Annotated in this window: 19 protein-coding genes, 2 tRNA genes and 1 pseudogene; 10 read left to right on the forward strand and 12 right to left on the reverse strand. The window is 41.0% G+C overall.

Going from position 1 to position 21,899, the window contains the following annotated elements:
- Position 1: 1 nt before the first annotated feature.
- Positions 2-1,102 (reverse strand): DNA replication/repair protein RecF, encoded by a 1,101-nt coding sequence (gene recF, locus MUN53_RS13845; protein WP_243326072.1) that lies wholly within the window; start codon positions 1,100-1,102, stop codon positions 2-4.
- A gap of 142 nt (positions 1,103-1,244) precedes the next feature.
- On the opposite strand from recF, the gene MUN53_RS13850 reads away from it, so the two are divergent.
- The 6 genes and pseudogenes from MUN53_RS13850 (at position 1,245) to MUN53_RS13875 (ending at position 4,546) form a co-directional block, all read left to right on the forward strand.
- Positions 1,245-1,922, forward strand: a complete 678-nt coding sequence (locus MUN53_RS13850; protein WP_022455175.1) for a tetratricopeptide repeat protein — start codon at positions 1,245-1,247, stop codon at positions 1,920-1,922.
- Between the two features lie 104 nt (positions 1,923-2,026).
- Positions 2,027-2,521, forward strand: coding sequence for a 6,7-dimethyl-8-ribityllumazine synthase (gene ribH, locus MUN53_RS13855; protein ID WP_022455174.1), 495 nt, complete (start codon positions 2,027-2,029; stop codon positions 2,519-2,521).
- 33 nt (positions 2,522-2,554) lie between these two features.
- Positions 2,555-2,637: transfer RNA gene (locus MUN53_RS13860), tRNA-Tyr, on the forward strand.
- Between the two features lie 20 nt (positions 2,638-2,657).
- Positions 2,658-2,730 (forward strand) — tRNA-Gly (locus tag MUN53_RS13865).
- Between the two features lie 112 nt (positions 2,731-2,842).
- Complete coding sequence (locus MUN53_RS13870) at positions 2,843-3,325, forward strand: Crp/Fnr family transcriptional regulator (RefSeq protein WP_394803087.1); 483 nt, start codon at positions 2,843-2,845, stop codon at positions 3,323-3,325.
- 69 nt (positions 3,326-3,394) lie between these two features.
- A pseudogene (locus tag MUN53_RS13875) lies at positions 3,395-4,546 on the forward strand (acyltransferase).
- 369 nt (positions 4,547-4,915) lie between these two features.
- Here MUN53_RS13875 and rny read toward each other — a convergent pair.
- The 11 genes from rny to MUN53_RS13930 all read right to left on the reverse strand — a co-directional run bounded on the left by rny (position 4,916) and on the right by MUN53_RS13930 (position 13,278).
- Entirely contained in the window at positions 4,916-6,451 is a 1,536-nt protein-coding gene (gene rny, locus MUN53_RS13880) for a ribonuclease Y (protein WP_022455171.1), read from the reverse strand.
- Between the two features lie 109 nt (positions 6,452-6,560).
- Positions 6,561-6,854: a cell division protein ZapA gene (locus MUN53_RS13885; RefSeq protein ID WP_022455170.1), complete on the reverse strand. Its 294-nt coding sequence runs from the start codon at positions 6,852-6,854 to the stop codon at positions 6,561-6,563.
- Positions 6,855-6,858: 4 nt separating this feature from the next.
- A complete protein-coding gene (locus MUN53_RS13890; protein WP_243326073.1) occupies positions 6,859-7,038 on the reverse strand; it encodes a hypothetical protein in 180 nt (59 codons plus the stop codon).
- A gap of 266 nt (positions 7,039-7,304) precedes the next feature.
- Positions 7,305-7,508 carry a winged helix-turn-helix domain-containing protein gene (locus MUN53_RS13895; protein ID WP_022455168.1) on the reverse strand — a complete coding sequence of 68 codons (204 nt, stop codon included), beginning with the start codon at positions 7,506-7,508 and terminating at the stop codon, positions 7,305-7,307.
- 76 nt (positions 7,509-7,584) lie between these two features.
- Positions 7,585-8,277: a B3/B4 domain-containing protein gene (locus MUN53_RS13900; protein WP_243326074.1), complete on the reverse strand. Its 693-nt coding sequence runs from the start codon at positions 8,275-8,277 to the stop codon at positions 7,585-7,587.
- 12 nt (positions 8,278-8,289) lie between these two features.
- Complete coding sequence (gene pgeF, locus MUN53_RS13905; protein ID WP_243326075.1) at positions 8,290-9,135, reverse strand: peptidoglycan editing factor PgeF; 846 nt, start codon at positions 9,133-9,135, stop codon at positions 8,290-8,292.
- On the reverse strand, positions 9,092-10,273 hold the full coding sequence (gene obgE / locus MUN53_RS13910) for a GTPase ObgE (RefSeq protein ID WP_243326076.1): 1,182 nt from the start codon (positions 10,271-10,273) through the stop codon (positions 9,092-9,094). The genes pgeF and obgE overlap by 44 nt, the downstream gene beginning before the upstream one ends.
- An 83-nt stretch (positions 10,274-10,356) precedes the next feature.
- Positions 10,357-10,929 carry an adenylate kinase gene (locus MUN53_RS13915; protein WP_022455164.1) on the reverse strand — a complete coding sequence of 191 codons (573 nt, stop codon included), beginning with the start codon at positions 10,927-10,929 and terminating at the stop codon, positions 10,357-10,359.
- Between the two features lie 96 nt (positions 10,930-11,025).
- Positions 11,026-11,571, reverse strand: coding sequence for a phosphoribosyltransferase (locus MUN53_RS13920; protein WP_243326077.1), 546 nt, complete (start codon positions 11,569-11,571; stop codon positions 11,026-11,028).
- Between the two features lie 112 nt (positions 11,572-11,683).
- Positions 11,684-12,154: a helix-turn-helix domain-containing protein gene (locus tag MUN53_RS13925; protein WP_243326078.1), complete on the reverse strand. Its 471-nt coding sequence runs from the start codon at positions 12,152-12,154 to the stop codon at positions 11,684-11,686.
- 347 nt (positions 12,155-12,501) lie between these two features.
- Entirely contained in the window at positions 12,502-13,278 is a 777-nt protein-coding gene (locus MUN53_RS13930) for an HNH endonuclease (protein WP_243326079.1), read from the reverse strand.
- A 417-nt stretch (positions 13,279-13,695) separates the two neighbouring features.
- Between MUN53_RS13930 and MUN53_RS13935 the strand changes: the two genes are divergently transcribed.
- The 4 genes from MUN53_RS13935 (at position 13,696) to MUN53_RS13950 (ending at position 21,598) form a co-directional block, all read left to right on the forward strand.
- Positions 13,696-16,518: a glycosyl hydrolase gene (locus MUN53_RS13935; RefSeq protein ID WP_243326080.1), complete on the forward strand. Its 2,823-nt coding sequence runs from the start codon at positions 13,696-13,698 to the stop codon at positions 16,516-16,518.
- 872 nt (positions 16,519-17,390) lie between these two features.
- On the forward strand, positions 17,391-18,902 hold the full coding sequence (locus tag MUN53_RS13940; RefSeq protein WP_243326081.1) for an NAD(P)H-hydrate dehydratase: 1,512 nt from the start codon (positions 17,391-17,393) through the stop codon (positions 18,900-18,902).
- A gap of 95 nt (positions 18,903-18,997) precedes the next feature.
- On the forward strand, positions 18,998-19,867 hold the full coding sequence (locus MUN53_RS13945; RefSeq protein ID WP_243326084.1) for an alkaline phosphatase: 870 nt from the start codon (positions 18,998-19,000) through the stop codon (positions 19,865-19,867).
- 180 nt (positions 19,868-20,047) lie between these two features.
- Positions 20,048-21,598, forward strand: coding sequence for an ATP-binding protein (locus MUN53_RS13950; RefSeq protein WP_243326082.1), 1,551 nt, complete (start codon positions 20,048-20,050; stop codon positions 21,596-21,598).
- Positions 21,599-21,899 lie beyond the last annotated feature (301 nt).

Here is a 21,899-nt window from a genome sequence, read left to right on the forward strand (position 1 = left end):
CTTATGCCTCATTTAAGGGTTTGATACATCCTTGCTCCACTTCGAATAGGGCAAAATCAGAATTTATCGTCTCCAGTATCTTGTCCAGATATTTTCGGTTGGTATCTGTAATGAAAATTTGTCCGAACTGTTCTTCACCGACCAGATGGATGATCTGTGCCACTCGTTCTGCATCTAATTTATCGAAGATGTCATCCAGCAGCAACAGCGGAGTTGAGGCTCCTTCCTGTGCCAACAACGAATATTGAGCCAGTTTCAACGCAATCAGATAGGTTTTTTGCTGACCTTGCGAGCCCACACGCCGGATAAGCGATCCGTCCAGTAGCATCTCCAGTTCATCTTTATGGATTCCAGCTGTAGTATAACCGATCAGTACGTCTCTTTCCCGGTTCTTCCGTAACTTTTCTTCCAGAGAAGTTTCTGCCAGTTGGGAAATATACGTTAAATCGACCGATTCAGCCGAGTGGCAGATCTGTTGATGAAACTGATTGAACAAGGGAACCAGTCTTTCGATCAGTTGTTTCCTTTTTGAGAAGATCTGTTCTCCATACATGGTCAGTTGCATTTCCAGTACATCAAACAGCGACGTATCATGACTTTGCTCTTTCAGCAGAGTGTTCCGTTGCAGTAAAGCCTTGTTGTATTGAATAAGCGCATGCAGATAGTTCTTGTCTTGCTGCGAAATGATCAGATCCATAAACCGGCGTCTTTCTTCACTGCCTCCTTGGATCAGTTCGGTATCGGCCGGTGATATCATGACCAAAGGTAATAACCCAATGTGTTCCGACAGCCGTTTGTATTCTTTTTTATTCCGCTTGAATTGTTTCTTCTGCTTGTGGCGGATGCCGCAAAACAATTCTTCTGTTCGTCCGTCATAATCATATACACCTTGCAATACGCACATATCCTGATTATTCCGGATAATCAGACTGTCGGGTGTATTGATATGGCTTTTACAGAAAGACAGATAGTAGATGGCATCCATAAAATTGGTCTTGCCCATTCCGTTCTTTCCGAAGAAGCAATTGATCTTGGGTGAAAATACGACTTCAGCCTGGACTATGTTTTTGTAATTCAGAATAGAAAGCTGTTTCAGTATCATTGAGTTCATTTTAGTGCTTACAAAAGTAAAAAATATAGTTGTATATATCGATTATGTCGGTAAAAAAAACTACTTTTGCGCTTTGAAGTCAAAAAAGGTTTTTTGCAGGAGAAAAGATTAATAAAATAACTATAAACAAATTATGGCTACTAAAGAAAAGGAAACCGTAGAAGTAGAAGAACTTGTTTCGAGATCGGAACTATTTATTGAAAACAATTCAAAGAAGATTATCTTTGGTATTTTGGCGATTGCCGTGATTGTTGGTGCATTTTTAGGCTATCAGCATGGTTATGTTGCGCCTCAGCAGAAGAAAGCGGCTGCAGCCATGTTTAAGGGAGAACAATATTTTGCCCGCGATTCTTTCCAGCTGGCATTGAATGGAAATGGTGCCGATTATGAAGGTTTTGCTGCCATTGCCGATGAATATGGTTTTACAGATGCTGGTAATCTGGCAAAAGCATACGCTGGTATTTGCTACTTTAAGTTGGGTGACAACGATAAGGCGATCGATATGTTGAAATCATTCAGCGCGAATGATCAGATGGTTTCTCCGGCAATTGTTGGATTAATTGGTGATTGCTATGTAAATGCTGGTAATGTAAAAGAAGGTATCAGCTATTTCGAAAAAGCTGCCAAATCAGCCGACAACGAAGTGATTAGTCCGATTTACCTGAAGAAAGCAGGTATTGCTTATGAATCATTGCAGCAATATGCAGATGCAGTTAAATCGTACACACAGATTAAAGAGAAATATTTTAACTCTATGGAAGCTGCCGATATCGATAAATATATCGCTCGTGCAACTGCCTTGGCAAAATAATATATATAGGTAATATTGTTAAACCAGATAGAGACGAGGATGCCCTTGCTTGATGAAAACAGGAAAAGGCATCCTCTTCTTGTTCTTTTTTCATGATAATAATTATGGCTACAGCTTATCAAAACTTATCAGATTATGATTTTAATAGTGTTCCGGATGCCTCGGATATGAATGTTGGAATCGTGGTGGCTGAGTGGAACAAGGTGATAACCGAGAAATTGTTGGAAGGTGCTTGTAATACGCTCGAAAGACACGGGGTTAAGCCGGAAAACATCATCGTGAAACGTGTACCGGGTAGTTTTGAACTGACTTTTGGGGCAAAACGTCTGGCCGACGAGAAAGATGTGGATGCTGTCATTGTCTTGGGATGTGTTGTAAAAGGCGATACTCCACATTTTGATTATGTTTGTTCTGGCGTAACACAAGGGATCACAGAATTGAACCTGATGTATGATATTCCGTTCATCTTCGGCTTGTTAACTACCGATAATATGCAACAGGCAGAAGACCGTGCCGGGGGTAAATATGGAAATAAAGGAGACGAAGCTGCAGTAACTGCAATAAAAATGATCGATTTTTCTTGCAAGTTACAAAATTAGTTCTTACCTTTGCATCGCAATTGAGAGACAAAGGGGCAGTTACCAGAGTGGCCAAATGGGGCTGACTGTAACTCAGCTGGCTTACGCCTTCGGTGGTTCGAATCCATCACTGCCCACTTCTTCTTACTTGCTTATTGCGGAAGTAGCTCAGTCGATAGAGCATTAGCCTTCCAAGCTGAGGGTCGCGGGTTTGAGTCCCGTCTTCCGCTCGATAAGAGGATACATCTTTCAGATGTGTCCTCTTTTTTGTTATGGAAAAGTCAAAACAACCGATGTCCGGATGGAGAAATAGGATCAACGTAAAAACATGAGGGATTATAAATACACAACTTCCCAGCTAAGTATCTTTTTATTCGAGGTGGGTTTATTGATCGGAATGTTTATTTCATTGAAAAAGGACTGACACGGTCTTATTGCCTTGTGGATGGGAAAGAACATACCACTTGGTTTTCGAAAGAAGGAGACATTACGTTTGGTTTACTTTGTTTGTATCACAACAAAGCCGGATTTGAGTTTGTAGAAACTGTTGAGCCTACTTTGGCTTATTCAGTTCCTATCCATGTCCTGAATGAACTTTATGATACGAATATAGAGATTGCCAATTGGGGAAGAGTGATACATCAGGAATGTCTGTTGGCATTGCAGTGTGTCCGGATTGATAATCTGACGATGACAGCCAAAGAGCGGTATGAAGCCTTATTAAAGACTTTTCCTGATATATGCCAGCGTGTTAATTTGGGATATATTGCTTCGTTTTTGGGAATTTCCATTTCTACGCTAAGTCGGATCAGAGCTGAATTGTAAAACGCAGAAGCATTTTGACTTATATCAAAAAATATAAGGTTGATTACGCATACTTTTGTTTAAAAAAGTATGAAAAAACAATTAACTGAAAATCCTTTATCCGTTGATGGCAAGCGAATTATATGGCTTGATCTTGTAAAGTTTGTGGCTATCTTTATGATGATAGCCGTTCATTGTACTGATAATGTTACTCCAGCCGAACGATCCGAACCTTAGTATAATCTGTGGGGTAGTTTTTATGGTTCGTTTATGCGACCGGCTATACCTTTATTTGTGATGGTTACCGGGGCTTTACTTCTTCCTGTGAAGCAAAACATGGCTTTCTTTTATAAAAAGCGAATAACCAGGCTTGTTGTTCCTTTTCTTATTTGGTCTGTTCTGTATAATCTTTTCCCTTGGATAACGGGATTGCTGGATCTTTCACCTACCGTAATTAATGATTTCTTCGCTTGGGCTGAACCGGATCAATCGTTTGCTGCTTCATTGGGGCATATACTGATGATTCCTTTCAACTTCTCTGCTTTTGCTGTACAAATGTGGTATGTATATCTTCTGATAGGTCTGTATTTATATATGCCAGTTTTTTCGGCTTGGGTAAAACAGGCTTCCGTGAAAGAGCAGAAGGTGTTTCTTGTCTTGTGGTTTGTTTCCTTGTTTATTCCTTATTTGAGGGAGTTTCTGACAAAAGATTTGTGGGGAACATGTTCGTGGAACGAATTTGGACTGTTGTATTATTTCGCCGGGTTTAACGGTTACCTTCTTTTGGGACATTATATTGTCAGTAATCGGCTCAATGTCGGTTGGAGGAAACTGGTTTGTATAGGAATCCCAGCCTTTGTAGTTGGTTATTGCATTACCTTCTTTGGTTTTAAGTCTGTCACAGCCGTACCCGGACAACCTGTTGAAATGGTCGAGTTGTTTTTTACTTATTGTACTCCAAATGTCCTTCTGATGACGTTACCTATATTTCTTGCGTTACAGAAGTTGAAGATTGAATCGCCAGTTGTGAAACGTTTTGCCGTTAGTATTTCCACCTGTACTTTTGGTATCTGGATGTCGCATTATCTGTTTCTTGGGCCTTGTTATATGTTGGTTGAATCCTTTCCTATACATACCATGTTGAAGATGATTCTCTGTACAGTATTATTGTTGTCGGTTACGTGGGGATTTGTTTATGTAGTGAGAAAGTTGGGGCGTATCGGAAAATGGATCATGGGATAATCAAAGATAAATCCTACTACATTTTAATTTTTTGACAGCTGTGGTAAAGCTTTTCCATATATGTCAAAAAGCTTTTCGATAGTTGTGCTAAAGCTTTACGACAGATGTCAAAAATATAAAAGGTGACGGTTTTTGGGGTTACTTGTTTGTAGCTGTCTCAGAAAAGATTCTTTATTCTATGTAAATTGGTTCGTGTTGAAGAATAAAAGGCTTGTAATCGCCTGTAATGAGCTTATAACGTAATTCCTGCGGGAGAATATGATGGAATGAATCAAGGTTTGTAGTGATTTGATTCGTCTGCTTCTAAAACAAACGAGGCTGTATCAACCGATACAACCTCGCGCTTATTGATAGATCAATTATTTGCTATTACTTCGCATAACTTACCGCTCTGGTTTCGCGGATAACGGTAATCTTAACCTGACCCGGATAAGTCATTTCATCCTGAATCTTCTTGGCAATTTCGTTCGACAAGTTTTCTGTTTCCTTATCGTCGATCTTATCTGCTCCAACGATGACGCGTAATTCACGTCCTGCCTGGATAGCATATGTCTTGACTACGCCCGGATAAGAAAGAGCCAATTGTTCCAGATCATTCAATCGTTTGATATAAGCTTCTACGATTTCACGGCGAGCTCCAGGACGAGCACCTGAGATAGCATCGCAGACTTGTACGATCGGAGCCAATAATGTCTGCATTTCCACTTCGTCGTGGTGTGAACCGACTGCATTGGCAATATCCGGCTTTTCTTTATACTTTTCGCAAAGCTTCATACCTAAGATTGCGTGTGGCAATTCGGGTTCGTCATCGGGCACTTTACCTATATCGTGCAACAGACCGGCGCGTTTTGCCTTTTTCGGATTCAAGCCTAATTCGGAAGCCATGATGGCACACAGATTGGCTGTTTCGCGTGCGTGCTGCAACAGGTTCTGTCCGTACGACGAACGATATTTCATTTTACCGATCAGACGGATCAGTTCTGGATGCAAACCGTGTACACCCAAGTCGATGGCTGTACGCTTTCCGGTTTCGATGATTTCATCTTCTACCTGTTTCTTGACTTTGTTGACTACTTCTTCGATACGTGCCGGATGGATACGTCCGTCTTGTACCAACTGGTGTAAAGCCAGACGGGCAATTTCACGGCGAACCGGATCGAAGCCAGACAAAACGATAGCTTCAGGCGTATCATCTACAACGATTTCAATACCGGTAGCAGCTTCCAAAGCCCGGATGTTACGTCCTTCGCGACCGATGATACGGCCTTTGATCTCATCCGATTCGATATGGAAGACAGTGATTGAGTTTTCAATGGCTGTTTCAGTAGCCACCCGTTGAATAGACTGGATCACGATTTTCTTCGCTTCCTTATTAGCTGTCATTTTGGCTTCTTCCATAATGTCGTTGATGTAAGAAGCAGCTTCCGATTTAGCCTCATCTTTCAATGATTCGATCAGGCGTTCCTTGGCTTCGTCTGCCGACAGTCCGGAAAGTGTTTCCAGGTGTTCGATCTCTTTCAGATGCAGCTTTTCCAGTTCTTGCTTTTTCTTTTCAACCAGATCCAGTTGCGAAGCCAGATTCTCCTTGACAACTTCTACTTCTGCATTCTTGCGCTGCAATTCTTCCTGGCGTTGGCTCAGGTTCATTTCGCGCTGTTTCAGTTTCGTTTCAACCGACTGGATTTTAGCGTTTCGTTGTGAAACCTGTTTCTCCAAATCCGCTTTGAGGTGGATAAACTTTTCTTTTACTTCCAGCAGTTTGTTCTTTTTAATTACTTCCGCTTCCTTTTCTGCTTCACGCAGCACCGATTCATACCTCGATTTCAAAAGGAAACGCATCGTTAGCCACACAAGTAAACCTCCGAGGAAGAAGGTTACTATTGATATGATAATATACATTCCCATTTAAATAATAATTAAGTTCGTATAATTGTTATAAATAAAAAAAGCACTACACTACATGATCTGCATCATGTAAGGCAGTGCGGAAAAGCAACTTATGTATATAAAAATATCACTGATCTTTCAAGTACTTGTCCAGTTCATCGTTAAGTTCCCGGATTTTGTCCTCGAAAGGGCTTGTATCATGTTTGTCTTCCCATGCCAGATTCTCAACTGACAGCTGAAGGGCAATCATTGCCAACATATCTTGTGTATCCAATTGAGTCCCATATTTACTCTGATACTGGAGAACTTTTTGATTGATTTGTTTGGCCGCAGCCCGCATTCCTTCTTCTTTATCTCTTTGTATCGTAATTGGATATCTTCTCCCTGCTATTTCTATATGTATAAGAAATGTTTCGTTCATCGCTCTATTCATTAAGCAGTGCGATGCACTTGTCAACTTCCCGCACTAATTTGGACAATCGCAATTTGGCATTTCTCACTTCTCCTTCCTGGACTGAGAGTACATGCGCAGTCAGCATATTGTCGCACTTGGCATTCAAATCTTTAATATCCTCAAAAGCTTTCTCCAGCTCTGTGTTTTTCATTTCAAGAGCCTTTTCCAATTCTTGAATCTTTTGTTTTTGCTGGTCACATACAGTTAGCAATTCTCTGAATCGGACTTCAAATAAAACGAGTAGCCTTTTACTGTCTTCGGTCATCTCCTGCCAAATTGTACACAAAAGTAAGATTTAGATTTGTAAATTACAATATTCGCATGGATTATTTTAGGCGGGAAAAGGGAAAAAATAAAAGGTCGTCTGTGTTTTTATACCAGACAACCCTTTATCAATTCCTTTTTTAAGGGAATGGATTAACCGATCAAAGAAACGAGAATTTCATTTTCGGTTTCTTCAAAAGCTAGTTTCCCTTCTTTGGCCAACCATCCTAAAGCAGCATACATATCTTTCTCTGCTTTGATCTTTGTTGCTTTTTTCAATGCTTTCAGACTCATTTTGCCGCCTTCATGTAAAGCATTCCAAACTTTTCCGGCGTTTGTTCCAATTAATTCAATCATCATTTTAGATATTTTAATAACAGTGGCAAATATATGTATTTCAATTAAAATTCAAAATAAAAAAACGGGTTTTTAGCTAAAATGTAATCGGTTCTTGCCCTTTTTTGCTAATGAATGACATTTCTATTTCTTTTGCGTCATTGTATTTCCTTAGTAGTTCGAGGGCGTATTGTCCGCTTTCTAGTAATCCGTCTTTTCCGGAATAACCATTGATGATCATGAGCAATGACGTAGTATCCAAGCTGATTTTCGTCCGTTCTTCATCACTGGTAGGCGTTCCGATACCTCCGATGGCATCCCGATATACAGGTAAACCGGCGATATTAAGTTCTCCTCGGCCAATACCATGATAGACTTCGCCTTCTTGTCCGACTCCCAGGATAAGTTTGTCTCCTTGTATCTTATCTTCATCAAATCCGCCGATGGAATATCCGCTGTGAATCGAAACCAGGTTAATCAGGTCAACCAAGGTGTCAATCTGATATAAAGGCAATTCCCGTAAAATACGTCGGCGAAGTGATTCGGCCGACGGGCGATAGCGATTCGGGTCTTTACCTAATTTCTTATATGCTTGCCGTGTAGCCTGTATAGGAAGCCATTTGTTGATTTCGTTGAGTTTGACTTGTTCCCGAACGAGAGCTTCTTCCTGGTGTATGAGTTCCCAAAGATCTACATCGTTGGGTGTATTCTTAACCTGACAGGAAATGGCAAGTACACATAAATCCGGACAGGCGGTTTGTATTTCGTTGGATAAAGAAATTTGTTTCATGTCGATAACTGTTTATAGGATAAAAATACCAGATAAAATACGTCCGCTGTGAATTCCTTCCCGGCGGGCCGAAAAGAATCTGTCTGCGTGTTGGTAGGTACAAATCCGGGCATTCTCAATCTGTCGGGGAAGAATACCTTCGGCTTGCAGCTGCAGTTCGTTGGCTTTCCACAGGTCTATATGCGTTTTACCGGTTTTCGGATTATTCCAGCATAAGGACAACGTTTCTTCCGCTGTCCAGGCTCCAGATTGCCGGAAGGCTTCTACTACTTCTTCACCTACTTCGAATGCTTCCTGACTGATGGAAGGTCCAATGGCTGCTTGTATTAACTCTGGATTACATCCGGTTTCTCTGCTCATTTGTCGGACCGTTTTAGCAGCTATTTGTAAAACTGTACCTCGCCAACCGGCATGAATGGCTGCAACGGTTTTGGTATCGGGAGCATACAGCAGGACGGGAACGCAGTCGGCGGTTGAAACACTGACGCATACTTGGGGCAAAGACGTGAATAAGGCATCCACACCATCCAGTTGCTGCTTTTGTTGCATTTCCGTCAACTCCATAAAGGCTGAGTCGATATGTATAATCCGGTCCTGATGCGTTTGATGTGGAGTAATGATATTCTGTACAGGCAATTGAATACCTTCTGCCAGTATTTCCCGGTTCTTACGGATGGAATCCGGGCAGTCGTCGGTATAAAGTCCCGGATTCATCTGGGCATAAGCTCCGGTACTGACGCCTCCCTGACGGGTAGTTATAAAATGAGAAATGTTGCAATTGCCGGCCAGTCCGGGAAATTGCAACACTTCGAGGTTATTTTTCAGTGGACGGATCATCGTCTGCATCTTCTTCATCATATTCTTCGTCGTCCCAGTCTTCGTATTCCACATAGTCTTCGTCATCGTCCTCTTCTTCCTCATAGGTGAAATCGTCGTCGTCATCAAACTGAAGTGTGCTGACGTCGATATTCTTGTGGACAATCTTCTCCGCTTCATGGAAAGTCTCTTTGTTCAGTTCATTCCAAAGAATGTCTTTCAGCTCTGTCAGTCCGAACTGAGCAACCGATGAAATGAATACATGCGGAATGCCTTCGGGCAGTTCTTTTTCCATTTCCTTCATCAGTTCTTCATCCAGCATATCACATTTGGTGATGGCCAGTACACGGCTCTTGTTCACCAGATCCGGATTGTATTTGACCAGTTCGTTGTGAAGAATTTCGTATTCTTTCTTGATATCGTCGCTATCGGCCGGAATCATGAACAGTAGTAATGAGTTACGTTCGATATGACGCAGGAAGCGAAGTCCGAGTCCTTTTCCTTCACTGGCTCCTTCAATGATACCCGGAATATCGGCCATAATGAAAGAACGGTTGTCACGATAGCTGATAATTCCCAGGTTCGGTTCCAGGGTGGTAAACGGATAATTGGCAATTTTAGGCTTAGCGGCCGATAAAACAGATAATAAAGTGGATTTACCCGCATTCGGGAAACCTACCAAACCGACATCAGCCAATAATTTCAATTGCAGGATGACAAAACGTTCCTGAGCCGGTTCTCCTGGTTGTGCATACCGAGGCGCCTGATTGGTTGCCGTACGGAAGTTCCAGTTACCCAGTCCGCCTTTACCACCTTTCAGCAGCATGACCTTCTGACCGTCTTCCGTTACATCACAGATGAATTCGCCGGTTTCAGCGTCATAGACAACTGTTCCGCAGGGAACTTCAATGATCTTGTCTTGTCCGTCTTTTCCGAAACTACGTTTGGCTCCTCCGCTTTCACCGTTGGTTGCCATGATGTGGCGGTCGTACTTCAGGTGAAGCAATGTCCAGTAATTCCGGTTCCCTCGAAGATAAATATGGCCTCCTCTTCCCCCGTTACCTCCGTCGGGACCACCTTTCGGAATATATTTGGCACGGCGAAAGTGAGAAGACCCTCGTCCGCCCTTACCTGAGCGGCAATAGATCTTTACATAATCTACAAAGTTGGATTCAGCCATAGTTGCTAATGCTTAAGTTTTTGAGTTTATACATGGGCAAGGGGAGAAGCAGACTTGTCCTCTTGCCCATTGATGGATTGAACTTATTTTACTGCGTTGATAGCTTCTTTGATACGGCCGAAGATTTCTTCGATAGTCCCCATACCTTTAATAGCTACATGCTTGCCTTCATTTACATAGAAGTCGGCCAACGGAGCTGTCTGTTTGTGATAAACTTCCAGACGAGATTTGATTGTTTCCAGATTGTCGTCAGAACGACCTGATACTTTACCACGTTCCAACAGACGTTTGATCAATTCGTCTTCGTCAACCTGCAAGTTCAACATGATAGATACATCTGTACCACGTTCGTTCAACATCTTCTTCAGTGCTTCAGCCTGCGGGATTGTACGAGGGAAACCATCAAAGATAACACCTTTTGAATTAGCTTTGCTATCCAGAACCTTAGCCAACATGTTTACGATCAGTTCGTCTGGTACCAATTGACCTTTTTCGATGTAATCTTTGGCAATTTTACCCAGTTCTGTTTCATTCTTCATCTCAGAGCGCAAAACATCACCTGTTGAGATATGATCCAAAGCATATTCTTTGATGATCAGCTCACTTTGTGTTCCCTTTCCTGAACCGGGAGCACCGAAAATAACTACATTCAACATATAACACTTCCTTTTTTTACTTGACAATCGGAATTCGAATAGCATCGTTTCCCTGAATTGCCAAAATGATACATATATATTTTTTAGTTTCTGAGTTTACTCATCAATCACATAGATGTCCCGATAAGCACGGCCCAGACCATCGTAATCCAGTCCGTGTCCGACAATAAAAGCCGGTGGAATCTGAATACCTACGTAATCCGGTTTCAGGTCACAACGCAGAGATTCCGGTTTGAAGAGCATGGTTGCCAGTTTGACTTCGGCAGCACCCTGTTCTTTCAGCTTCGCGATGACGTGCTTCATCGTAAAGCCCGTATCAATAATGTCTTCCAGCAGAATCAATGTCTTTCCCTGGATATTTTCCCGGATAGGCATGATCTCTTGTAAGACACCTGTACTGTTTGTCCCTGCATATGATGCATAGCGGGCAAACGTGATTTCATAAGATTCATTCAATTCCGACATCAGTTCGGAAGCAAACATAAAGGCTCCGTTCAGGATACAAACAAACAGAACGTCCTGATCTTCGTGCTGTTTGATGTCATGCTCGATTTGCCGAGCCACTTGGGCAACCGCTTTCGCTATGGACTCCTGCGGAATAAATAACTTGAATTTCTTGTCTTTTAGTTGAATCTTATCCATAATAACTCTGCTTTTAAGGTTGCAAAGTTACAACATTTCGGGGATAATTAAAAAAATGAAGGTGTATCAAAATACAAAGAATGAAATACAGAGGCATAAAGCCATATCTGTTTTACCACGCATATAGTTCGTTGTAATTTCGCGGACGGTGTGCTTGGCGATACATGCCCGGAGTCATTCCGAATTCTTTCCGGAACAGATAGCCCATGGTGGACGAATTAGGATAGCCACACCGGGTGGCAATCTCGATGGCTGTCAGCGACGTGCAGCACAGGTATTCCTGGACTTGCTTCAAACGGTAGAGTAACATAAAGCGAGAAAGAGACATACCGGTGAGTACCCGGATTGCCCCGTCCAGGTCTCTTACTTTCTTTTGGAAATACTCCGCCACTTCTGCTGGGTAGTAATACCTTTTTTCGTTGAGAAGCCTCACGAGGGCGTCCATAATTATGGAACCGCTGGGGCGTACAGCATGGTCGATCGGTATCATTTTGCTCCAACCTTCTTCGTTCTTGACCAATTTCGCCTTGAGGACACTGATGTAAACCTCGTCGATGCTGATTTGTGGGATTGTTATTGCCATATATCCTTTGTTTTTCTACAAAAATAGTCATTTTATGACAAAAGAGTGGCTGATTTTGTCTGTCTTAAATCAGTTATGATAAAATTTCCCATCTATTTGATAGATGTAGCTTCATCCTATCAACTGTATTCCTTTTTTTGATAGGATGAGGTTCATTAAAACAAATGAAGCTAAACTTTTATCAGAATAGGTTTCTTTCTGATAAAAGTAGGGATTTTTTTGATAGGCGTAAGCTACATCTATCAAATGTAGGGGGAAGATTATGTTTAAAAGAGTTTTATCCGTTAAAAGTTAGGATTGAATACCTAGTTCTAATATTATTTAGTTGATCCCTTTTTTAATTCCATTTAGTCAATAAAACAATAATCCTTATGATATTTCAAATAACTCTTATGCGCTTCTTCTATACGGCAAAGCGACAATGTGGCAGTCAATCCCAATAAATACTTGTCGTTTTTGGAAAGCAATTTTGAGTAAAGTACTTTTCCCTCAGGATTGAATGTTATATAGCCCAAATCGAATAGCTTATCATAATTGGGCAAAAGTAATAATCCGTTGAATACATCCAACCGTTCATCATTTGTTGAATCTTTCCAAGGCTTTATGTGAGAAGCCACTAATATATCTGTTAAAGAGCACTTGCTTATAGCACATCCCCCCCAATACTTTATCAAGTCATTACGAAAGACTCCTTGCCCCCTTCTTGACAAAATAATTGCTTCTTTTTCAGTAACAGATAAATGATGATTTTCTTTAATCATTTTAATTTCAGATAAAATACTATTTTCATACCGCTTATGATAATCAGATTTCAGAAAATCTAAAAATTTACGTAAACCGGAACGAAAATCAGAGATGGATTTTCGTGTGTTATATTTACTTCTTTCAATATAACATACTTCTTCTTTCCGTAAAATTTCTTCTACGCCTTCTTCATCTAAAGTATTATCTATATGATAAGTTGCTGAAAGAAATTTTAATCTCGAAATATAGTCCCTACTCGTTTTGGGGGTTAAACCACCTTCAGTAATCATGTAGTGATAAAAATCCGATTGAATATTCAAAAAATGTTTTTCCTCCTTGTTCATCAAATTATTATTTTCTTCATTATCTACTTTTTCCATTGCACACAACTGTGTGTTTAAACTTGTACGTATTCTTCACTCAACCAATCCAAGTAAACTCTATTCCTTACATGGTAGAGTAAATAATAAGTATCGTTTAAAGTTTTACGCACATTATATCTATATCTTTTTCTAGAGGCAGGTGGCTGTAGGCTTTAGGAACTGTTATGTCTTCCTACTTGACCAAACCGACAGCTAGAGTTACTGTGAATTCTTTTAGGGTTCATATCAATTTAAGTTTAGCAATGCTTTTTTTGTTTGTAAAGATAGGAAATTTACGTTGCTTGTTAAGTGTTTTAGAAATTCTGATTATCAAAAATCATTTTTGATAATTATTGAATCAGTTTTAATAGATTAGGAGTGCAAAGGATTCCATACCTTTACAAAAGTATTTATTAGAATGGGAATATATAAGATATGAAAAGATTATTATTATCAGCTTTGTTATTAATAGGTTCCGTTTTTTATTCCAATGGAGAAAATTTACCTACTAAATCTTCATTCTCTAAAGCTAAAGGGGATTTGTATGAGACTTTTAAGAATCCGGGAGCTCAGTACAGACCTTTTGTGAGATGGTGGTGGAATGGATTGAAGATCGATAAAGACGAGATTGCACGTGAATTGGATTTGATGAAAGAAATTGGGATCGGTGGTGTTGAAATCAATTCGATCCGATTTCCGGATGGGGCTGATAGCCTGAATTATCAAAGCAAGCCTTATTTGTCGGATGAATGGGCGGATATGATTTCCTTTACAGCCGATGCTTGCCGGGAACGGGGTATGATTTGTGATATGATCGGTGGCTCCGGATGGCCGTTTGGTGGGGAGTTTTTGCCTCGTAACCAGCAGTTGCAGATGCTTACAATTGAAACAGTCAAGGTAGATGGCGGAAAAACGGGAACGGATTTTTCCATTCGAAAAGATGAACTTCTGGCGCGTGTGAATCCTCCGATTGCTTCCAAGAATGAACATCCGTTGAAAGAGTTGGTATATATTCGGCTGATGCCTGCCCGAGTAGACGAATTTACCGAAGGAACGTCTTTTGATTCTTTGGTAAATAAGGATCAGATAACCGTTCAAGTGCCGGCTGGCGAACATGTCATTTATTTCTTTGTGAAGATGACCGGTTATATGAATGTGATTAATGGAGCTCCGGGAGCCAGTGGTCCGGTGTTGAACCATTTTAATAAAGATGCCGTACTGGCTTATTTATCCCGATTGTCAGATAAGGTCCATTTTAATGATCCCAGCCTGAAAGGGAAGATCCGGGCTACCTTTGTCGATAGCTTTGAATTGGAAGGAGCCAACTGGTGTGACGGTATGTTGGAAAAGTGGGAAAAATATTTTGGCTATTCTTTATATCCTTATTTACCTTATATTATCAAGAAGATTGGACATATGGGGAATCCGTTACCCGAAAATTATGGCAGTACATTTTCTGAGAAGATAAAAAAGGATGTGGAATATCGGGTTCGAAATGACTTCGAGCGGTTTCAGATTTATCTGTTTCAGGAGAACTTCATCAATACGTTAAATGATTGGTGCCGGAAAAATGGGGTACAATCGCGAGTTCAGGCTTATGGCCGGGCTTTACATCCGCTGGAATCGAGCATGTATATTGATATTCCTGAATGTGAATCGTGGTTATGGCAGGATGTTGGCTTTAAATTGACAGAGAATAGAGTCATTGGTGAGGGACATGGTTTCTCATGCAATAATAAGTTTACGGCTTCAGGCTCATTGCTTGCCGGAAATGGAAAAGTCAGTTGTGAAGAGCTGACCAATACGGGGAATATCTATCAGTCAACATTGGAAGACATCAAAATAACGGGCGATATGAGTAATATCTCCGGTGTCAACCATTCTATTCTGCATGGATTTAATTATAGTCCCCGCGAAGCCGGTTTCCCGGGTTGGGTGCAATACGGTGATTATTTCAACGAACATAATACCTTCTGGCCGTATTATCATTACTGGATGGATTATAAGGCTCGCGTCAGTGCTATACTGCAAAACAGTATTCCGCAGTCGGATATAGCCATTCTTCCGCCTCTGGAAGATATGTGGTCTGTTTTAGGCCAACAACGGGATCCGTTCCCGGAAAATATCTTCCCGGCTTATGCCCATGACTTGTGGCAAAATCTGCATCAGAACGGAAATGGATGTGATTATGTAAGTGAACATATTTTACAGCAGGCGCGGATAGCGAAGGGAAAACTGTCGTTTGGTCCCAGAACCTATCAGACGCTGATTTTACTGGATGTAGAAAGTCTGGATCCCAAAACGGCTGTTGCCATTGAACAGTTTGTGAAAAAAGGAGGTAAGGTTATTTGTATCGGAAAAAGACCGCATCAAAGCATTGGTTTTGCTGATTATGAGCAAAAGTCGCTTACCGTTCAATCGGTTTTCGATAACTTGTTCGAAGCTTATCCGGATCGGATTGTCAATATTCCGGCTCCAACTTTACCGCAGACGGAATGGTTTGCCCATGTACAGAAAGAATTGGATCTGAAGCCGTATGTAAAAGTAGATAAACCGGTCAAATGGATGTTCTATAATTATTACAAATCTGGTGATAAGGATATTTTCTTCATTACCAACTTTAACCGTCAGTGTAGCTATCAGGTCAATTTAAGCTTTACCGATGCCGTTCGGGGTAAACAGGCCTGGCTTTGGGATGCTGAAACCGGAAAAAGATATCTTCTTGATCAGGACGGATCTTCTATGGCATTACGGTTTGGTCCGGCCGAATCTAAGTTCATCGTCTTTGACAAGCTGAAAACGGGTAAACCTTACCAGGCTCTTCCTCTGGAACCAGACAGCGTCCGGTTGATCGGTAAGGTATGGAACGTACAGGCAAACCATGTAGACGGTTCAACTCAGACCTTTGAAATAGACAGTCTGGTCGATTTCAACACACTGCCCTTTGTCTGGATGAAGCATTTTGCCGGGACATTAAGCTATACAACGACATTTCGGGTAGATGATCCGAACGCCTTTCGCGTTATCAATACCGGAAAGGCTCGGGGCGTTGTCGAGGTCTATCTCAATGGCGAAAAGATTGGTACCCATTGGTATGGCGAAGCCGTATTCGATATCCGGCACAAACTTAAACCGGGAGAAAATCAGTTACAAATAAAACTCGTTACACCTTTAGGCAATTATGCGACGACCATCACCCGGCGCTATGCTTCGTCGATGGAAGAGATTGGATTACAAGGTCCGGTCCGGATGTATTGAGCTTGTTGGCGGGAATAATGATCCGGTTATGTTTTGTGTTATTACAATTTTCCATAAATCAGTCTGATTAGTTATTGATAAATAAAAGTCTATTCCGAAAACCCTCAGGCAAAGATAGTTGGCGGGTTTGGGGCGGCAGACGATTAAGGTCTATTAGGGTCGGTTAATCACAGATAAAGTCAGTTATTCTGTGGAGGGTGTTCTTATGGGCTTAGAGGAAAACCAACGAGAATCAAAAAGGATATTCGAGAGAATTCATTGGGATTCTCGTGACAACCGATTGAGAGGATAACGGGATGGAATGTTGCCGTATTTTTTGATTTTTGAAAGCAACCCTTTCTATCTTTATTTCTTTATTCTTTCTTTCTAATATATAAGGTGGTTGGTTTTGTGGCATGAGTGTGGCTGGATTCTGCTTATAAGGGCTTGACGCTTAGTTTTTTATTTGGTTGAAATGTGGCTGCTTCTGTGGCTTTAAAATAATGTAAATGATTTTAGAGAATTTTAGTGTTATGTAAATTATTGGTTTATAGTAATATATGTAACTGCCTTGGAAAAAGTTTAGGAAAAAGAGTTGGTAAACGTGGATTGAACGTTTCTCTAATTCTCTCAGAATATTCCACAATGACAAAGTTTCTTAGTTACTTGATTGGGTATAGCAATAAATAGTATTATCTGACTTTATCTGTTGTTATTCGAACTTTCAGTATGGTGTATGAAGAACGAACTGCTACATTTGCATGCAAGTTGTTCGGGAAACTTTTTGAAGACTGGATCTGTGAAAATAGAATGTTGGATTAAACAAAGAAAATATGAAAACAAATCCTTACATTTGTCGGAAATAATTTAAAGACGAAGAATACTGGAAAGCTATGATAAAAATATTTGCAACAGAAAAAGTTAAAGATATTGATAAATACACGATTCTGAATATGCCGATTGCTCCGATCGATCTGGTGGAAGAGGCAGTTACAGCGTTTGTGAATGAGTTTAGAAACCATTACTCGAAGATGCATCGGATTGTCGTTTTTGCCGGCCAGGGAAATAATGGGGCTGATGCATTGGGCATTGCCAGGCAGTTATTGGACGAATCGTATAAGGTCATTGTATATCTGTTTAACCCGACGGGTTATCTGAGTCCGGAGTGTGCAGAGAACAAACGTCGTTTATTGAATATTGATCAGGTGGAATTTACAGAGATACGGGATAATTTCATTCCGCCTTATCTGTCATCTCGGGATGTGGTGATCGACGGTCTGTTTGGTTCGGGACTGAATCGTCCGTTGAGTGGAGGCTTTGCCGGATTGGTGAAGTATATCAATAGCACACCGGCTGAAATTGTTTCGATCGATATTCCTTCAGGTTTGTTTGGTGAAGACAACCGAGAGAATGACAAGGACTGTATCATCCGCGCTAATAAGACATTTACTTTCAATTTCCCGAAACTCTCGTTTCTGATGCCCGAGAATGAAGTGTATGTAGGTGAATGGAAGGTATTGAATATCAATATGCATCCACAAGCTGTTGCAGATACGCCGACGAATTATTATTTGGTGACGGAAGAAGATATTGCTTGTGTATTCCAGCCTCGTAAACGATTTACGCATAAAGGAACATACGGTCATGCCTTGTTGGTAGCCGGAAGTCGCGGTAAATTAGGAGCAGCTCAGTTGTCTGCCGGCGCTTGTCTACGCAGTGGTGTGGGGATGCTGACGGTTCATTTGCCTAAATGCGGAGAATTGATGATGCAAACGGCTCTGCCGGAAGCGATGGTTGATTTGGATGCGCATACGGATTTCTTTACGGTGGCTCCGGATATTACACCTTATACAACATTGGGAGTAGGACCGGGTTTAGGACAGCAAATCGAAACAGCCGTGGCTTTGGACGAACTGATGTCGGCTGTCATCAAACCGGTTGTGTTGGATGCCGATGCCTTGAACCTGATCGCTTCGAATAAGGATATTCTGAATAAGATACCGACCCGCAGTATTCTGACTCCGCATCCGAAAGAATTTGACCGTTTGGCTGGAGCCAGCAATTCTGCTTACGAGCGGTTGCAGAAGGCTCGTGAGTTTGCCAAGGAACATCGATTGTGCGTTGTCTTGAAAGATGCTTACACGGCTATTTGTACTTCCGAAGGAAATGTGTATTACAGTGTCTGCGGTAATCCGGGAATGGCAACAGCTGGCAGTGGTGATGTCTTGACCGGCATTATCTTAGGTTTGCTGGCGCAAGGGTATGAACCGGAAACGGCAGCGGTAGCAGGTGTTTTCTTACATGGGACAGCTGGTGATTTGGCCGCAGCTCAATGGAGTGAACGTGGAATGATAGCCGGAGATCTGATTGATTCATTGGGAAAAGCCTTTAAGCAGGTTATTTGATTGGCAAGGGTAAAAGGATATTGTAGAAACACAAACGTATAGTCAGAATGAGAAAAGTATTGTTTTTGTTGTGGATAGGTTGTTTGTTCGGTTTTATGAGCTGTACTTCACAACCTGTCGCTGAAAAAGCCCCGCAATGGAAAGCCAAGCATGTGGTTTTGATCGGTATTGATGGATGGGGTTCGTATAGTGTTGAGAAAGCGCAAATACCTAACATCCGTTTCTTAATGGACAGTGGTGCTTATACCTTGCAGAAACGTTCGGTATTGCCTTCGTCGAGTGCTGTCAACTGGGCTTCGATGTATATGGGAGCCGGTCCGGAATTACACGGATATTGTGAATGGGGTTCGCAAGTACCGGATCTGCCTTCGCGGGTAGTAAATAAGAACGGAATTTTCCCGACCATCTTCTCTGAGTTGAGAGCCGTTGCTCCCGAAGCAGAGATCGGAAATATTTACGAATGGGATGGAATCCGCTATCTGGTGGATACATTGTCAGTTAATTATGACCGTCATGTTGCGGAAGTGAGCAAAGATTCTACGGCTACGGCCCGTTGTGCTGTTGAATATATTCGGGATAAGAAACCGGCATTGGTGAATATCGTGTTCGATGCCTTAGACCATGTTGGGCATGCTGCGGGTCATGATACACCGGCCTATTACGATAAGCTGGAAGAGATTGATGGCTATGTAGGAGAAATCGTACAGGCGGTTAAAGAAGCTGGTATTTGGGATGAAAGTATCATCATTGTAACTGCCGACCATGGAGGAATCGAAAAGGGACATGGTGGACGTACCATGCAGGAAATGGAAACGCCTTTTATTATTTGTGGCCAGCATATCAAGAAAGGCTATAAACTGGAAGACAGTATGATGCAGTTTGATATCGCATCGACTATCGCTTCTATCTTTGCTATCCAGCAACCTCAAGTATGGATTGGCCGTCCGATGGATGTTTTTGAGTAAATGAATCAGCATGAAGGATAAAGGGAAAGGTGAGTCAGTGAGTTGGCTCACCTTTTTTTGTAGAACTTACCTTCGTAATAATTCCTATTCGGATGTATAATTTTGGACGAGAAATAAAAAATCAGTATGTTTGTAAAGGCCATGTACAAGATGGACTGCAATAGATAAAATGGGAATATTATGAATAGAATCTATCCGGTAGGCATACAGAATTTTGAAGAAATACGCAAGGGTAATTATTGCTATGTAGATAAGACGGCATTGATTCATCGGCTTGTGTATAGTGGCAAATATTATTTTCTGAGCCGTCCGCGACGATTCGGAAAGAGTCTTCTTATCTCTACCTTAGAGGCTTATTTCCAAGGTAAGAAAGAACTTTTCAACGGTTTGGCCATGGAAACATTGGAGAAGGATTGGACCGTATATCCCGTTTTACATCTTGATTTAAACAACGAGAAGTATGACAGTCCGGATAAACTCGATGGAATTCTTCATAATGTTTTGTGCAGATGGGAAGAAATCTATGGGAAAAGAGACAGTGAAACCAGTTTGTCATTGCGTTTTCAGGGAATCATACAGCGTGCGTCAGAAAAGACGGGACATCATGTTGTCATTCTGATTGATGAATATGACAAACCGATGCTTCAAGCCTTAGGCGATGAAACCTTGCTGAACGATTATCGGAACACGTTGAAAGCTTTTTATGGAACATTGAAAAGTTGTGACCAATATATCAAGTTTGCTTTGCTTACCGGAGTGACAAAATTCAGCAAGGTGAGTGTATTCAGCGACTTGAATAATCTGATGGATATATCTATTGATGACCGTTTTACTAATCTTTGTGGAATAACAGAAGAAGAACTTTACCTGAATTTCCAAGAAGATATTATAGCGTTGGGGGAAAATAACGGAATGACATCGGAAGAAGCGAAATCAACGTTGAAGAAACTTTACGACGGTTATCATTTTGCAGGGAATAGCGATGATATTTACAATCCGTTCAGTTTATTGAATACGTTTGCCAAAATGAGATTCGGTAGCTATTGGTTCGAAACCGGTACGCCGACTTTTCTGGTAGAATTGTTGAAACGTAGTAAATATAATTTGCATCGTCTGACTGAAGAATTGGCCAGTGCCGACTGTTTAGGAGGAATAGATTCGATGAATACGAATCCGGTTCCTATTTTATATCAGAGTGGCTATCTCACGATAAAGGGATACGACAAGGAATTCGATGTGTATTCATTAGGTTTCCCGAATAAGGAAGTTGAAGAGGGTTTTACCCGTTATCTTTTACTGAATTATGCACATTTGGAAACAGGGAATCCTTCTTTTGAGATCGTAAGCTTTGTCAAGGATGTGCGTAAGGGCGATATCGATTCTTTCATGCGCCGGTTACAGAGTTTCTTTGCCGATACGCCTTATGAGCTGACAAGGGATTTGGAATTACATTATCAGAATGTTCTTTTCATTGTATTTAAACTTTTAGGCTTCTATACACAGGCTGAATATCATACATCCCATGGTCGGATAGACTTAGTGGTGAAGACTGACAAATATATTTATGTGATGGAATTTAAATTGGATGGCTCTGCAGATGAAGCGATGAGGCAGATCCATGAAAAGCAGTACACAGCTCCGTTTGTTTCGGATTCCCGCAAAATATATAAGATTGGTGTGAATTTCAGTAAAGATGTCAGAGGTATTGAGAAATGGGTTGTAGAAGAATAAAAACAGGAAAATAAGTATTGGGTTTTCGGATTTATTTAGGAACTTTGTGATTATTAGATATTAATCGATTTAGCTGAATGTTGAGTGTTTTGAATGAAAAGTTTGTATCTAATAGGATAGGATTAAATATTATTACAGGGCTGACGCATTACAAATTTCCAGACCTTTTAAAAAGTATTTATCTTTAGGTAGTCAAAGGGATAATAATAAAAATCAAAGAAGTAATGGAAATATTTTCTATATTAGAAAAAGTATCAGATCCTCGTAGAGATCATTTGAAAAAATATAGTTTGGAAAGTAT

Source organism: Parabacteroides faecalis, from assembly GCF_022809355.1.
In the GTDB taxonomy this organism is placed as follows: Bacteria; Bacteroidota; Bacteroidia; order Bacteroidales; family Tannerellaceae; genus Parabacteroides; species Parabacteroides faecalis.